Source organism: Paraburkholderia lebeckiae, from assembly GCF_050436225.1.
Lineage (GTDB): Bacteria > Pseudomonadota > Gammaproteobacteria > Burkholderiales > Burkholderiaceae > Paraburkholderia > Paraburkholderia tuberum.
Genome location: NZ_JBNDLU010000002.1, coordinates 1,836,237 through 1,849,957 on the forward strand (window position 1 = coordinate 1,836,237; position 13,721 = coordinate 1,849,957).

General features: G+C 66.3%; 8 protein-coding genes and 1 tRNA gene. 5 read left to right on the forward strand and 4 right to left on the reverse strand.

The features are described from left to right. Positions 1-72 precede the first annotated feature (72 nt). Entirely contained in the window at positions 73-4,155 is a 4,083-nt protein-coding gene (gene purL / locus OKW45_RS23085; protein ID WP_429471359.1) for a phosphoribosylformylglycinamidine synthase, read from the reverse strand. Between the two features lie 316 nt (positions 4,156-4,471). On the opposite strand from purL, the gene OKW45_RS23090 reads away from it, so the two are divergent. From OKW45_RS23090 to pgi, 3 genes are all read left to right on the forward strand, one after another. Next, positions 4,472-5,767: an FAD-dependent oxidoreductase gene (locus OKW45_RS23090; protein WP_026225393.1), complete on the forward strand. Its 1,296-nt coding sequence runs from the start codon at positions 4,472-4,474 to the stop codon at positions 5,765-5,767. 178 nt (positions 5,768-5,945) lie between these two features. Then, positions 5,946-7,586 carry an NAD(P)H-hydrate dehydratase gene (locus OKW45_RS23095; protein ID WP_429471361.1) on the forward strand — a complete coding sequence of 547 codons (1,641 nt, stop codon included), beginning with the start codon at positions 5,946-5,948 and terminating at the stop codon, positions 7,584-7,586. Between the two features lie 347 nt (positions 7,587-7,933). Next, positions 7,934-9,556, forward strand: coding sequence for a glucose-6-phosphate isomerase (pgi, locus tag OKW45_RS23100; RefSeq protein ID WP_429471363.1), 1,623 nt, complete (start codon positions 7,934-7,936; stop codon positions 9,554-9,556). A 126-nt stretch (positions 9,557-9,682) separates the two neighbouring features. Here pgi and OKW45_RS23105 read toward each other — a convergent pair whose 3' ends face one another. Further along, complete coding sequence (locus OKW45_RS23105; RefSeq protein ID WP_026225394.1) at positions 9,683-10,369, reverse strand: ABC transporter ATP-binding protein; 687 nt, start codon at positions 10,367-10,369, stop codon at positions 9,683-9,685. Between OKW45_RS23105 and OKW45_RS23110 the strand changes: the two genes are divergently transcribed. Continuing rightward, positions 10,368-11,072, forward strand: a complete 705-nt coding sequence (locus OKW45_RS23110) for an arylesterase (RefSeq protein ID WP_429471365.1) — start codon at positions 10,368-10,370, stop codon at positions 11,070-11,072. The two genes, OKW45_RS23105 and OKW45_RS23110, sit on opposite strands and share 2 nt — an antisense overlap. A 116-nt stretch (positions 11,073-11,188) precedes the next feature. Continuing rightward, entirely contained in the window at positions 11,189-11,530 is a 342-nt protein-coding gene (locus tag OKW45_RS23115; protein ID WP_429471367.1) for a hypothetical protein, read from the forward strand. 80 nt (positions 11,531-11,610) lie between these two features. On the opposite strand, the gene OKW45_RS23120 is transcribed toward OKW45_RS23115, so the two are convergent. Both OKW45_RS23120 and OKW45_RS23125 read right to left on the reverse strand, forming a co-directional pair. After that, entirely contained in the window at positions 11,611-13,545 is a 1,935-nt protein-coding gene (locus tag OKW45_RS23120) for a SurA N-terminal domain-containing protein (RefSeq protein WP_429471368.1), read from the reverse strand. Positions 13,546-13,631: 86 nt separating this feature from the next. After that, positions 13,632-13,708: transfer RNA gene (locus OKW45_RS23125), tRNA-Asp, on the reverse strand. Positions 13,709-13,721 lie beyond the last annotated feature (13 nt).

Sequence of the window (13,721 nt, forward strand, 5' to 3'; positions counted from 1 at the left end):
ATTCGCAGCGGCGGCGTGCGTGGCTGCCGCAAACAGGAGCCGCCGCACGCGGGCGGCAGCCCCCTCGACTCATCAACCGAGCCAGCGACGCGCGTTCTGGAACGCGCGCAGCCACGGGCTCGCGTCCGTGCCGATCTCGCCCCAGCCCTGCGGATGCCAGCTCATCTGCACCGCGCGATGCACGCGCTCCATGTGCGGCATCAGCACCGTGAAGCGGCCGTCGGCCGTCGTGACCGATGTGATGCCCTCGGGCGAACCGTTCGGGTTGAACGGATATTGCTCGGTCGCCTGACCACGGTGATCGACATAGCGCATCGCGACCGCGACCTTCGACTTGTCGCCCTGCTGCGAGAAGTCCGCAAAGCCTTCGCCGTGCGCGACCGCGACCGGAATGCGCGAGCCTTCCATGCCGGCGAAAAAGAGCGACGGCGATGCCTGCACCTCGACGAGCGAGAAGCGCGCCTCGAACTTCTCCGACTTGTTGCGCGTGAACTTCGGCCATGCTTCGGCGCCGGGGATCATCGACGCGAGGCTGCTCATCATCTGGCAGCCGTTGCAGATGCCGAGCGCGAACGTGTCGCCACGACTGAAGAACGCGGCGAACATGTCGGCCAGTTGCGCGTTGAAGCGGATCGTCTTCGCCCAGCCTTCGCCGGCGCCCAGCGTATCGCCGTACGAGAAGCCGCCGCACGCGACCGCACCCGCGAAATCGGCGAGGTTCGCGCGGCCCGCGAGCAGGTCGCTCATGTGCACGTCGTGCGCGTCGAAGCCGGCTCGATCGAATGCATAGGCCGTCTCCAGATGCGAGTTCACGCCCTGCTCGCGCAGGATCGCGACGCGCGGACGCGCGCCCTTGCCAATGAACGGGGCGGCGACATCGTCGGCCGGATCGAAGCTCAGCACCGGCGTGATGCCCGGGTCGGCCGCGTCGAGCAGCGCGTCGTATTCGGCGTCGGCGCAAGCCGGGTTGTCGCGCAGACGCGCGATGCGCCAGCTCACTTCGCTCCACGTGCGATGCAGTCCGGCGCGCGGCGCTTCGTAAACCTTCTTCGCGTCGCGATAGATCTCGATCACGTCGCGCTCGCTGGTCTTGCCGATCACGTGCGAGCACGCCGACAGACCGTGTTCGCGCAGCGCGGCGAGCACAACGTCGCGGTCGGCCGCGCGCACTTGCACGACGGCGCCGAGCTCTTCGTTGAAGAGCGCGCGCAGCGTGCGGTCTTCGCGGCGGCCGCTGGTCTGCTTCGCCCAGTCCTTCGCGTCGCCGTAATCGGATTCGTGGTGCGGGTCGAGCACGAGCATGTCGACGTTCAGCGACACGCCCGCGTGACCCGCGAACGCCATTTCGCAAACCGTCGCCCACAGTCCGCCGTCCGAGCGGTCGTGGTACGCGAGGAGCTTGCCGTCGCTGTTGAGCGCCTGGATCGCGTTGAAGAAGCGCTTCAGATCTTCCGGATCGTCGACGTCCGGCACCGTGTCGCCGACCTGCTGCGTGACCTGCGCGAGAATGCTGCCGCCCAGACGCTGCTTGCCGCGGCCGAGATCGATCGCGATCAGCACCGACTCCCCGACTTCGCTCACGCGCTGCAGTTGCGGCGTCAGATGGCGGCGCACGTCTTCAACCGGCGCGAACGCGGAGATGATCAGCGACACCGGCGCGACCACTTCCTTCGCGACGCCGCTCTCTTCCCAGCGGGTGCGCATCGACAGCGAATCCTTGCCGACCGGAATGCCGATTCCGAGCGCCGGGCACAGTTCCATGCCGATCGCCTTAACCGTGTCGTAGAGCGCGGCATCTTCGCCAGCCGCGCCGCACGCGGCCATCCAGTTGGCCGACAGCTTGAGTTTGTCGAGCGACGCAATCGGCGCCGCCGCGATGTTGGTGATCGCCTCGCCGACCGCCATACGGCCAGAGGCCGGTGCGTTGATGACGGCGAGCGGCGTGCGCTCGGACATCGTCATCGCTTCGCCGCTGAAGCCTGCGTAGTCCATCGTCGTGATCGCGACGTCGGCCACCGGCACCTGCCACGGACCGACCATCTGATCGCGCGCGGTCGTGCCGCCGACCGAGCGGTCGCCGATCGTGATCAGAAACGACTTGCTCGCGACCGTCGGATGACGCAGCACGCTCTGCGCGACGTCTTGCAGCGCGAGGCCGGTCACGTCGACCGGTTCGAGCCTGCGCCCGGCACGCTTCACGTCGCGGTGCATACGCGGCGCCTTGCCGAGCAGCACTTCCATCGGCATATCGACTGGCTGGTGCGCGCCTTCCTGCTGTTCGGCGTCGATCAGCTTCAGCTGACGCTCGGCGGTGGCCGTGCCGATCACCGCGAACGGGCAGCGCTCGCGCTTGCACATCGCCTCGAACACCGACAGATCGGCCGGCGCGATCGCCAGCACGTAGCGCTCCTGCGCTTCGTTCGACCAGATTTCGCGCGGCGACAGACCGCTCTCCTCGAGTTGGATCTTGCGCAGTTCGAACAGTGCGCCCTTGCCCGCACCGTCCACCACTTCGGGGAACGCGTTCGACAGACCGCCCGCGCCGACGTCGTGAATACTGAGGATCGGGTTCTTGTCGCCGAGCTGCCAGCACGCGTTGATCACTTCCTGCGCGCGTCGCTCGATTTCCGGGTTGCCGCGCTGCACCGAGTCAAAGTCGAGCTCGGCGGTGTTGGTGCCGGTCGCCATCGAGCTCGCGGCGCCGCCGCCCATGCCGATGCGCATGCCCGGGCCGCCGATCTGGATCAGCAGCGAGCCTTCCGGCAGATCGTGCTTGTGCGTGTGCTGGTCGGAGATATTGCCGATGCCGCCCGCGATCATGATCGGCTTGTGATAGCCGCGCACGAGACCCGCGACGTTCTGCTCGTAGGTGCGGAAGTAGCCGCCGAGGTTCGGCCGGCCGAATTCGTTGTTGAACGCGGCGGCGCCGAGCGGGCCGTCGATCATGATCTGCAACGGCGAGGCGATGCGGTCCGGGCGGCCGTACGCTTCGTGCTGGTCGGCCGGATTGCGCCGTGCGAGCGGCTGAGCGGTGTCGCGGGCGTTTTCCCACGCCTCGACGCCGTCCGGCAGTTCGAGGTTCGATACCGTGAAGCCCGCGAGGCCCGCCTTCGGACGCGCGCCGCGTCCGGTCGCGCCTTCGTCGCGGATTTCGCCACCTGCGCCGGTCGCGGCGCCCGGGAACGGCGAGATCGCGGTCGGATGGTTGTGCGTTTCGACCTTCATCAGCGTGTGCGTGAGCTCGACGCTGCGGCCATAGTGCTCGGGCAACTCGCTCGCGCCGAGGTCGGCCGGCGTGCGCGGGAACCAGCGCTCGGCCATGCCGCCGACCATGATCGCCGAGTTGTCCGAATACGCGACGATCGTGCCCTGCGGGTTCAGCTTCTCGGTGTTGCGGATCATGTTGAACAGCGACATGTCCTGCTTCTCGCCGTCGATCGTCCAGTCCGCGTTGAAGATCTTGTGGCGGCAGTGCTCGCTGTTGGCCTGCGCGAACATCATCAGCTCGACGTCGGTCGGATTGCGGCCGAGCTTCGTGAATGCGTCCACCAGGTAGTCGATTTCGTCGTCGGCGAGCGCAAGGCCCAGTTCCGCGTTGGCGGTTTCGAGCGCGGCGCGGCCGCTCGCGAGCACGTCGACGGTTTGCAGCGGCTTGGCCGGCAATTCGTCGAACAGATGCAACGCGTGGTCGCGCGACGGCGCGACGCTCTCGGTCATGCGGTCGTGCAGCGCGGCGGCGACGGCCGCGCGCGCTTCGTCCGACAGCGTCTTCTTGCCGCCGAGCAGGCCGCTTTTCAGCGTCACCGAGTACTCGACGCCGCGCTCGATGCGGCGCACCCGCGTGAGTCCGCACAGATGCGCGATGTCGGTTGCCTTGCTGGCCCACGGCGACACGGTGCCAAAGCGCGGCACGACGAGGAAGGTCTCGACCGCGCCACGCTCCTTGCCTTCTTCGAACGGATCGCCGTAGTGCATCAGCGCCTCGATCTTCGCGCTGTCTTCAGCGGACAGTTCAGTCTGGGCATTGACGAAGTGCAGATACTGCCCGCGCACGCCGGTGATATTCGGGTCGATGCGCGTGAGCGTGTCGAGCAGGCGGGTTTGACGGAAATCGGAGAGGGCCGAAGCGCCGGGGAAACACGAGAAGTGGGCCATGGGACTTGACGTTGCGTCGCTCATCATTGATGCCGGGGAGCCGCGCATGCAGGCGACGTGAGGCGGAAAGGAAGTCCGAGATTATACCCCGGGAACGGGCTTCCAGCGGGCTCCGGGGTGCGTGGGCGGCGGCCCGCGCCTGCCCGCGCGAGGCGTCGCGGCGGTGCCCGTCGCGTCGCCGCGCGGCTGTTTTGACTGCTATCATTCGCGTTTCACCAGATCGGCGCACGCGGCCCGGGCTTCATCCGGCGGCGCGCCGCATGTCACAGCCAACGGGAACGCGCGCGAGCCGCCCGTCGGCACATCGAATCAGAGCATGGATGTCATCGTCATTGGCGGCGGAGTAGCGGGCGTCGCCACCGCTTATCACCTGCGCGCGGCCGGCCACCGGGTATGCGTCGTCGAGCGTCACGCGACCGTCGCGCAAGGCGCCACCTACGGACAAGGCGGCAACGTGCTGCCGACGCCGCTCGACGTCTGGTTCGGCCCGACCTTTATGGCGAGCCGCTACAACGCGAAAAATGGCGTGATCAGCAAGACCGGCTTCAACGGCGCCGCGCGGCAGTTCATCAAGCAGCTCGGAGCATGGCAGGAACCCGAGGCGTTCGCGCGCCAGTACGCGCTGCTGCGGCCGCTGATTGAATCCTCGCGCGATGCGATGGCCGACGTCGAAGCCCGCTTCGGCCTCGAATTCGAACAGGCGAGCGGTCTGCTGTACCTCGTGCGCAGCGCGCACGAATGGGAACTGAACGCAGCCGCGCTCGATCTGCTGCACCGGTTCGAGGTGCCGCATCACGTGCTGAGCCCGGCCGAATGCGCGGCGTTCGAGCATGCGGTCCCCACAGATCCTGAATTCGCCGGCGGCGTGCTGTTCGAGCACGAGCGCACCGCGAACTGTCCGCTTTTGACCAAGCTCGTCAAACAGGTGCTCGATACCCAAGGCGGCGTGCAGTTCATGCCGAACTGCGAGGTGACCGGCATTCGTCTCGAAAGTCAGCGCGCGGCGGTCGAACTGGCGCCGCGCGACGGCGCGCCCCGCTCGCGCGAGATCGACGTGGTCCAGGCCGACGCGGTCGTGGTCGCCGCCGGTTACGGCAGCCTGGCGCTGCTCGAACGCGCGGGGCTCAGGCTGCCGCTGCATCCGCTGCGGCTGCATTCGCTGGTCGCGCCGATCGCGCACGAGGAATGCGCGCCGCACGTCGCGATCGTCGATGCGGTCAAGCGCATCGGCATCAGCCGCATGAACCATCGGCTGCGGATCGCGGGCGGCGCGGTACTGCAAAGCGCGAGCCAGATCGACAAGCCGCTCGGCGAAGCGCTGACCAAGGAGGCGCTCGCGTTGCTCGGCCAGGCGACGCACGACTGGATTCCGGGCGCCGCGCGCATTTCGGCGGCGCTGCCGTGGGAAGGCGTGAAACTGCTGTCGCCCGATGGCTTGCCGGTGATCGGCAACGCGCTGCATCCGCGGCTGTTCATCAACGTCGGGCATGGCCCGGCCGGCTGGGGCCTCGCCTGCGGCGCGGGCAAGCTCGTCGCACAGCTGATGTCGGGACAGACGCCGACGTTGCCGCAAGACACGCTCGATGCATTGAGGCCGGAGCGGTTCCAGTAAGGTTTCGTGCTGTTCCAGGCGGGTATGGCGGGCTGACAGCCCGCTGTCGATACCTCGTGTTCATCGCGCCGCTTCCGCCGCACGCACCGAAACAGCCGCACGCCGTGCGCCTATCGGCACTAACATAGCGATTCCAAAGTCTGCCCGCCGCGCTGCGGGCGCACCGCCAGGTTTCGCCATGACAGACGCAGAAAACTCGCCGCTCGCCCTTTTCGATCCGCTGACCGATTCGCAGCCGCGTGCGCTGCCGCTGTTGACGCTGACCGACTTGCGGATCGCCGAATCCCAGGCCGCCGCGGCCCTGCCCGAGCACACGCTGATGGCGCGCGCCGGTCACGCGGCCGCGCGCTGGCTGCTCGAACGGATCGCCGCGGAAACGTCGGTGACGAAGTCGCAGCAGCGCGCGTGGCTGGTCGCCGGCCCCGGCAACAACGGCGGCGACGCGCTGGTCGTCGCGACGGAACTGCACAAGGCCGGCATCGCTGTCGAAGTCTGTATGCCGGTTGAAGTGAAGCCCGCCGACGCGCGCTGGGCGCTCGACGCGGCTCGCGCCGCCGGCGTGCCGATCGACGCGTCGCCGCCCGCCTCGCTCGACGGCTATGGCTGGCTCGTCGACGGTATGTTCGGCATCGGTCTCGCGCGGCCGCTCGACGGCGTCTTCGCGACGCTCGCGCGCCAGCTGTCGCAGCGCACGAAGGCGCGCCCGACACAAGGCGCCGTGCTCGCGCTCGATGTTCCCAGCGGGCTCGACAGCGACACCGGCACGGTGATCGGCGGCAACGGCGCGGCGGCGGTCCATGCGACGCACACGATCACGTTCATCGGCGCGAAACCGGGGCTGTTCACCGCGCAAGGCCGCGATCTCGCCGGGCGAGTGACGGTCGCACCGATCGGGCTCGTGGCAGGGATCAACGGCGGGAGCAGCCAGGACGCTGCAACCAGCGCCTCGCGTGCGGCGATCCAGCTCAGCGCCCCCGATCTCTTCGGCCCCTTCATGCCCCCACGCAACTTCGCGACCAACAAGGGCACCTTCGGCAGCCTCGCGGTGGTCGGCGGCGACACCGGCATGTGCGGTGCGCCGATTCTCGCGGCGCGCGCGGCGCTCTACACCGGCGCGGGCAAGGTCCACGTCGCGCTGCTGGGCGAAGGCGCCCCGCCCTACGATCCTCCGCACCCCGAACTGATGCTGCATCCGATCGACACGCTGCCGCTCGATTCGATGGACGCACTCGCGATCGGCTGCGGCATGGGGCACGGCGAACGCGCGACGCGGGTACTGCACGACGTGCTGCAACTCGACGTGCCCAAGCTGTTCGATGCCGACGCGCTGAACCTGGTCGCCAAGGATCCCGCGCTCGCCGCGGAAGTCACCGCGCGCGGCGTGCAAGGCGATCCGTGCATTTTCACTCCGCATCCGCTCGAAGCGGCGCGCCTGCTTGGCAGCGATGCGGCGAGCGTGCAACGCGACCGTCTCGCGGCCGCGCGCGCGCTCGCGGCGCGTTTTGCGAGCGTCGTCGTGCTGAAGGGCGTCGGCACGATCATCGCCGCGCCCGACGGCCGCCTCGCGCTGAACCCGACCGGCAACGCCGCGCTCGCGACTGGCGGCACCGGCGACGTGCTCGGCGGCATCATCGGCGCGCTGCTCGCGCAGCATCTGCCACGCTTCGAGGCGGCGCTCGCGGGCGTCTATCTGCACGGCCTCGCCGCCGATACACTGACCGCGCAGGGCCACGGCCCCGCCGGGCTGACGGCCGGCGAGCTGGCACCGATGGTGCGTACCTTGTTGAACCGGCTGTTCTATTCGGCGCCGCTTGCTTGACGCGCGCGATTGCTCGGAATACGAATCGCGTTCGCGGCGCTCGTTCACACCGATGAAACATCGCGATCCCAATCATTGCGAGCGCACGCAACGCCCTGCTGCGCGTCGCGCATCCCCGCTATACTGATTGCCTGCGCCGCGCGTCGGGTCGATCGCGGGTCGCGGCGATACGCCAGCGGGCGCGGGCGCCATCTCGCGTTTTCGCGAAGTTCACCCGCTTCGCGAAGTATCGTCGGCACCTGTTCCGATCCGGGCCGCGTGGCATCGCTCTGACTGCATCGCCGCATCACTCTCGGCCGCGCTTCATGTGCGCGCCTTCCTTCGTGCCCCTTGGTTAGACGGACGCTATGACCCAGAACTCGCTCCCCTCCTGGTCCTCGCTGCAGACGCATTACGACACGATTCGCGATGCGCATCTGCGCGACTGGTTCGCCCCCGAGAACGATCCCGCTCCCACGCGCGCCGAACGCTTCACGTTCGCGGGCGGCGGTCTCTCAGCCGATTTCTCGAAGCACCGCATCACCGACGAAACCCTGCAACTCCTCGTGCAACTCGCCCGCGAAGCCGGCGTCGAAAAGCGCCGCGACGCGATGTTCGCGGGCGAGGTCGTCAACCCGACCGAAGGCCGCGCCGCGCTGCACACGGCATTGCGCGCAACCGACCCGAAGGCGCCGTTCTTCGCCGAAGTGCAGGCCGAGCGCAAGAAAATGGCCGCGTTCGCCGAGCAGGTCCGCAGCGGCGCATGGACCGGCTATACCGGCAAGCGGATCCGTCATGTCGTGAACATCGGCATCGGCGGCTCGGATCTAGGGCCGAAGATGGTCGTGCACGCGTTGCATCATCTCGCGACGCCAGAGATCTCGACACACTTCGTGTCGAACGTGGACGGCGCCGATCTGTACAACGTGATGCAGCAGATCGATCCCGAAGAGACGCTCGCGATCATCGTGTCGAAGACTTTCACGACGCTGGAGACGATGACCAACGCGCGCTCGCTGCGCGACTTTTTCATCCAGAAAGGCTGCCCGGAAAGCGCGCTGGCGAAGCACTTCGTCGGTGTGTCGGCCAATACGGCGGAAGTCGTCAAGTTCGGCATCGCGCAAGAGAACGTGTTCTCGATGTGGGACTGGGTCGGCGGACGCTACTCGCTGTGGTCGGCCGTCGGTCTGTCGATCATCATCGCGGTAGGTCCGCAACAGTTCGACGAGCTGCTCGCCGGCGCCAACGAGATGGACCTGCACTTCCGCTCCGCGCCGCTCGACAGGAACCTGCCGGTGCTGCTCGGCATGATCGGCATCTGGTATCGCAACTTCTTCGGCTCGCAGAGCTATCTGGTCGCGCCGTATTCGCAGGCGCTGCATTTCCTGCCGTCGTATCTGCAGCAGCTCGAAATGGAGAGCAATGGCAAGTCCGCGCGTCTCGACGGCGCGTTCGTCGACTATGCGACTTCCGCAGTCACGTGGGGCGAGCCGGGCACGAACGGTCAGCACGCGTTTTTCCAGATGCTGCACCAGGGCCCGACGATCGTGCCGATCGATTTCATCGCGGTGCTGACGCCCGAGCATCCGCTCACGAGCCATCATCCGAAGCTGCTCGCGAACTGCTTCGCGCAGAGCGAAGCGTTGATGCTGGGTCGCACGCTCGAGGAAGCGAAGAAAGTGGCCGGCCCCGACAAGCCGGAACTCGCACCGCACCTGACGTTCCCCGGCAACCGTCCCACCGCGACGCTGCTGCTCGACGCGTTGACCGCGCGCACGCTCGGCGCGTTGATCGCGCTTTACGAGCACAAGGTGCTGGTGCAGGCGTCGGTGTGGAACATCAACCCGTTCGATCAGTGGGGCGTCGAACTCGGCAAGATTCTCGGCAAGGTGGTCGAGGCCGATCTGGGCGCGGCGAGTGCCGACGTGAAGAAGCATGACTCATCGACGTCGGCGCTGATCGCGCGGGCCCGGGCCGCGTTGAAGCGCTGAATGGAAGTCTGGAGCGCACGATAACGCGCCATAAACAGAACAATGCGGGCTACGGCCCGCTTTGTTTTTACTACGACGACGACATGCTCGAGGAACGCGAGCGCAAGCCCGCAATCCGCCAGACCATCAAGCGAGCCGCCCCGCTTCGATCGTCACCGTCGTATCGCAACGCCGCGCGAGTTCGATGTCGTGTGTCACGAGCACGAGCGTCGCGCCGTGCGCGCGATTCATCTCGAACATCAGATCGATCACCGCGTGGCCGGTGGCCGCGTCGAGACTGCCGGTGGGTTCGTCGGCGAACAGAATCGCCGGGCGCGTGACGAACGCGCGCGCGAGCGCGACGCGCTGCTGCTCGCCGCCCGACAGCAGCTTCGGATAATGACCTGTACGCTGCCCGAGCCCAACCTGTTCGAGCAGTTCACGCGCACGCGCGGCGGCCTCGCGTGTGCCGATGCCGCCTTGCAGTTCGAGCGGCAACGTGACGTTTTCGAGCGCGGTCAGATGCGGCATCAACTGAAACGACTGGAACACGAAGCCGACCGCGCCGCTGCGCAACGCGGCGCGGCCGTCTTCGTCGAGTTCGCCGAGTTCGCGACCGAGCAGCCGAACCGAGCCCGCGCTCGCGCTGTCCAATCCCGCGAGCAAGCCGAGCAGCGTAGACTTGCCCGACCCGGATGCACCGACGATGGCGACGCTGCTGCCGGCATCGATGGCAAGATCGATGTCATCGAGAATCGTCAGTTCGCCTGCAGCATCCTTAACCCTCTTGCACAAGCCCCGCACTTCAATGACTGGATCAGTTCTGTTTGGCATGGTGAAGCGTAGGTTGAAAGTGCGCGCCATCGCCCCTCGCGCCGCGGCGCTGTCTGCGGCATTCGGCGCGACCATGATGGCCGCCGCGCTGGTTTCGTTACCGTTGAGGGCTCACGCGGCGAATACGCCCGAACCCGCGAAGCCGGTGATCGTCGTGCTCGGCGACAGCATCTCCGCTGAGTACGGGCTGCCCCGCGATACGGGCTGGGTCGCGTTGATGCGTCAGCGTCTGGCCGAAGAGCGCATCGATTATAGCGTCGCCAATGCGAGCATCAGCGGCGACACGACAAGCGGCGGACGCGCGCGTCTGCCCGCGCTGATGGAACGGCTCAAGCCGAGCATCGTGATCGTCGAGCTCGGCGCCAACGACGCGTTGCGCGGCGTGCCGCTCTCGACGACCGAGGACAACCTGCGCACGATCATCGAACAGGCGCAGCAAGGCCACGCGAAGGTCGTGCTCGTCGGCATGTACGTGCCGCCCAATTACGGCCCCGACTATACGCAAAAGTTCCACGACCTCTACGGCCAGCTGTCGAAGGAGTTCCATGTGCCGCTCGTGCCGTTTCTTCTCGCCGGCATCGCGGATAAACCGGACATGTTCCAGGCCGATCAGCTCCACCCGACGCAGCAGGCACAGCCGCTGCTACTCAACAACGTGTGGCCCACTGTCAAGCCACTTCTTCGCACAAGTTCGCCGCACTGAAAGACCTGCTAACGACTTGTTTCCGGAACCTGGGGAACACGGATCGCCGAGCCGTTCGACAGATGGGCAATCCCTGCCACCCGGCTCATTCTTGAGCGACTTCTGAGGAGATAACGTTGAAATATTTACCGTTAATCGCTTTGACCGTTGCCATCTCGGCCTGCGCGGCTCAACCGCCGGCCGGCGTTCAGTCGGTGGGTCAAAGCCAGCAGCCGCCTCGCGCCGTCGCAACCTGCATCGCGCAGAAATGGGCGGATAGTTCGCAACAACAGGTGATCTCGCAAAACACGCTCGCCAACGATCAGGCCATGGACGTCTACGTCCCGGGCCAGCAGCCGCCCAACGGCGCGGCCGCGGTGGTCCGTCCTTCGTATAGCGGCAAGGGCACGTGGGTCGGCTTTCGCGCCGGCGGCGCTGGCGGTGGCAACGCCACCGGCGCGATCAGCGGCTGTCTGTAAAGCTGCCACCTGGCTGTAGATAAAAAAACCCCGCAAATGCGGGGCTTTCTTTTGGACGAGCAGGTAATGCTTACTGCGGCTTACTGATCGGCCGGCTGGGCGGCGCTGTCGAGCGTACCGTAGAACTTCACCTTCGAGCGCTCGCGCAGCGCTTTCAGATAGGCTTCGGCCTGCGACTGCGCGTCCACCTGCGCGATCTGCTGCTGCGCGACAGCGAGATGCTGCGCGTCGGTGGCCGCGGGCTGCACGATCTGGTTCACGCGATAGATCGCATAGCCATCGTCGCCGAGATCGACACCGACGTAGGCTGGCAACTTTTGCGCATCGACCTTGTAGATTGCGCTCAGCGCGGCAGGCGGCACGCCCTGCGCGTCATTGCGCGACACCTTCAGCGGCGACGAGAAACCGGCGGTCGCCTTCGACTTCTCGAACTCGGCCAGCTTCGCGACGCCGTCTTTGTGCGCTGCTTCGTTCGCCTGCACGGCGATCACCCTCTGACGCACCGCGTCCTTCACCGCGTCGAATGCGGGCACGGCAGCGGGCTTGTAGTCGGTCACGCGCGCGGCGATCAGCGTGTTGTTGCCGACGTCGATGGCCTGCGTATTGTTGTGCGCCGATACCGCGTCGTTCGCGAACACGGCTGCGAGGAACTTCGGGTTGTTCAGCGGGCTGTCGGGCGGCAGCTTCGGATCCGGCTGCGGCGTGACCGTCGCGGTCTGGATCTGCAGCTTGAATTTGTCAGCGGCCGGCTGCAGGCTCTTGGCCTTTTCATAGACGAGCGACGTGAAACCTTCCGAGCTGTCGGTGAACGCCTTGCTCGCCAGTTGCGTCTTCAGCTCCCTCGCGATCTGGTCCTTCACTTCGTCGAACGACTTCGTGACCGCCGGCTTTACATCGGTGACCTTGATGATGTGGAAACCGAAGTCGGTCTGGACGATGCCGCTGATTTCGTCCTTCTTCAGCGCGAACACCGCGTCGTCGAACGCCTGGCCGCCCGCGATCATGCCGCGGCCGAAGTAACCGAGATCGCCGCCCTTCGATGCCGAACCCGGATCCTGCGAGTTCTGCTGCGCGATCTGCGCGAACTGGTCCGGATGCGCCTTGAGCTGCGCGAGCAACTCCTCAGCCTTCTGCTTCGCTTTGGCCTTGTCGGCCGCGCTCGCGTCCTTCGGTGCCGCGATCAGGATATGGCTTGCGCGCACTTCGCCTTCGGTGCGGAAGTGGGCGATGTTGTCGTCGTAGTACTTCTTCAGGTCCGCGTCGCTCGGCTGCACCGATGCGCTCAGCGTGGCTGGCGACATCATCAGGTATTGGATCGTCGCCGTAGCGGGCGTCGCGAAGTCGTTGCGATGCGCGTCATAGTACGCTTGCAGTTGCGCATCGGTCGGCTGGATCTTCGCCGCGTAATCGTGCGGATGGAACGCGATGCCCTGCACTTCACGCTGCTGCTGCGCGAGCTCGGTCAAGTGCTGCGCGAGCGTCTTCGACGTGAACGCGCTCGCCTCGATGCTCTCGGGCAGTTGTTGCATAGCGAGGTTGTAGCGCACGCGCTCGTCGTACTGATCGGGCGTCATGCCCTGCATCGCGAGCAGTTGCTTGTAGCGGTCGAGGTCGATCGACCCGTCGGGATTCTTCAGCGACGAGATCACCGGATCGGACAGCAGAGCGCGGCGCACCGCTTCGTCCGATGCGCTCAGATGCAGACGCTGCGTTTCGTCGGCAAGCACACGCTGTTCGATCATGCCGTCGAGCATCTGGCGACGGCGCTCCGGCGTGTCGAACGACTTCATGTCGAACTTCGCGCCGAGCATCTGACGCCCGCGGTCGATCTGCTGGCGCATCGCGTTGTCGTATTCGACACGGGTGATCTTGTGACCGTTGACACTCGCGACGTTTGCACTTTCGTCAAAGAAGCCGCGGAAGCCCTGAATACCCACGAAACCCAACCCCGGCAAAATGACGAGGATGAGCATGAACATCATCAGGCGCTGGTGATTGCGGAAAAAATCGAGCATGCGTGAGGGGTGCCAAAAACAGAACGCCCGATCTTACAACAGCGGGCAACAAAAAAGGCGAACCGGAGTTCGCCTTTCGTGGATACTGGCGGAGTGGACGGGACTCGAACCCGCGACCCCCGGCGTGACAGGCCGGTATTCTAACCGACTGAACTACCACTCCTTATACTGCACTT

Coding starts and splice junctions, on each gene's coding strand:
- OKW45_RS23120 (WP_429471368.1), bottom strand. CDS start 13,545: ATGCTCGATTTTTTCCGCAATCACCAGCGCCTGATGATGTTCATGCTC.
- OKW45_RS23105 (WP_026225394.1), bottom strand. CDS start 10,369: ATGCCAAACAGAACTGATCCAGTCATTGAAGTGCGGGGCTTGTGCAAG.
- pgi (WP_429471363.1), top strand. CDS start 7,934: ATGACCCAGAACTCGCTCCCCTCCTGGTCCTCGCTGCAGACGCATTAC.
- purL (WP_429471359.1), bottom strand. CDS start 4,155: ATGGCCCACTTCTCGTGTTTCCCCGGCGCTTCGGCCCTCTCCGATTTC.
- OKW45_RS23090 (WP_026225393.1), top strand. CDS start 4,472: ATGGATGTCATCGTCATTGGCGGCGGAGTAGCGGGCGTCGCCACCGCT.
- OKW45_RS23095 (WP_429471361.1), top strand. CDS start 5,946: ATGACAGACGCAGAAAACTCGCCGCTCGCCCTTTTCGATCCGCTGACC.
- OKW45_RS23110 (WP_429471365.1), top strand. CDS start 10,368: ATGGTGAAGCGTAGGTTGAAAGTGCGCGCCATCGCCCCTCGCGCCGCG.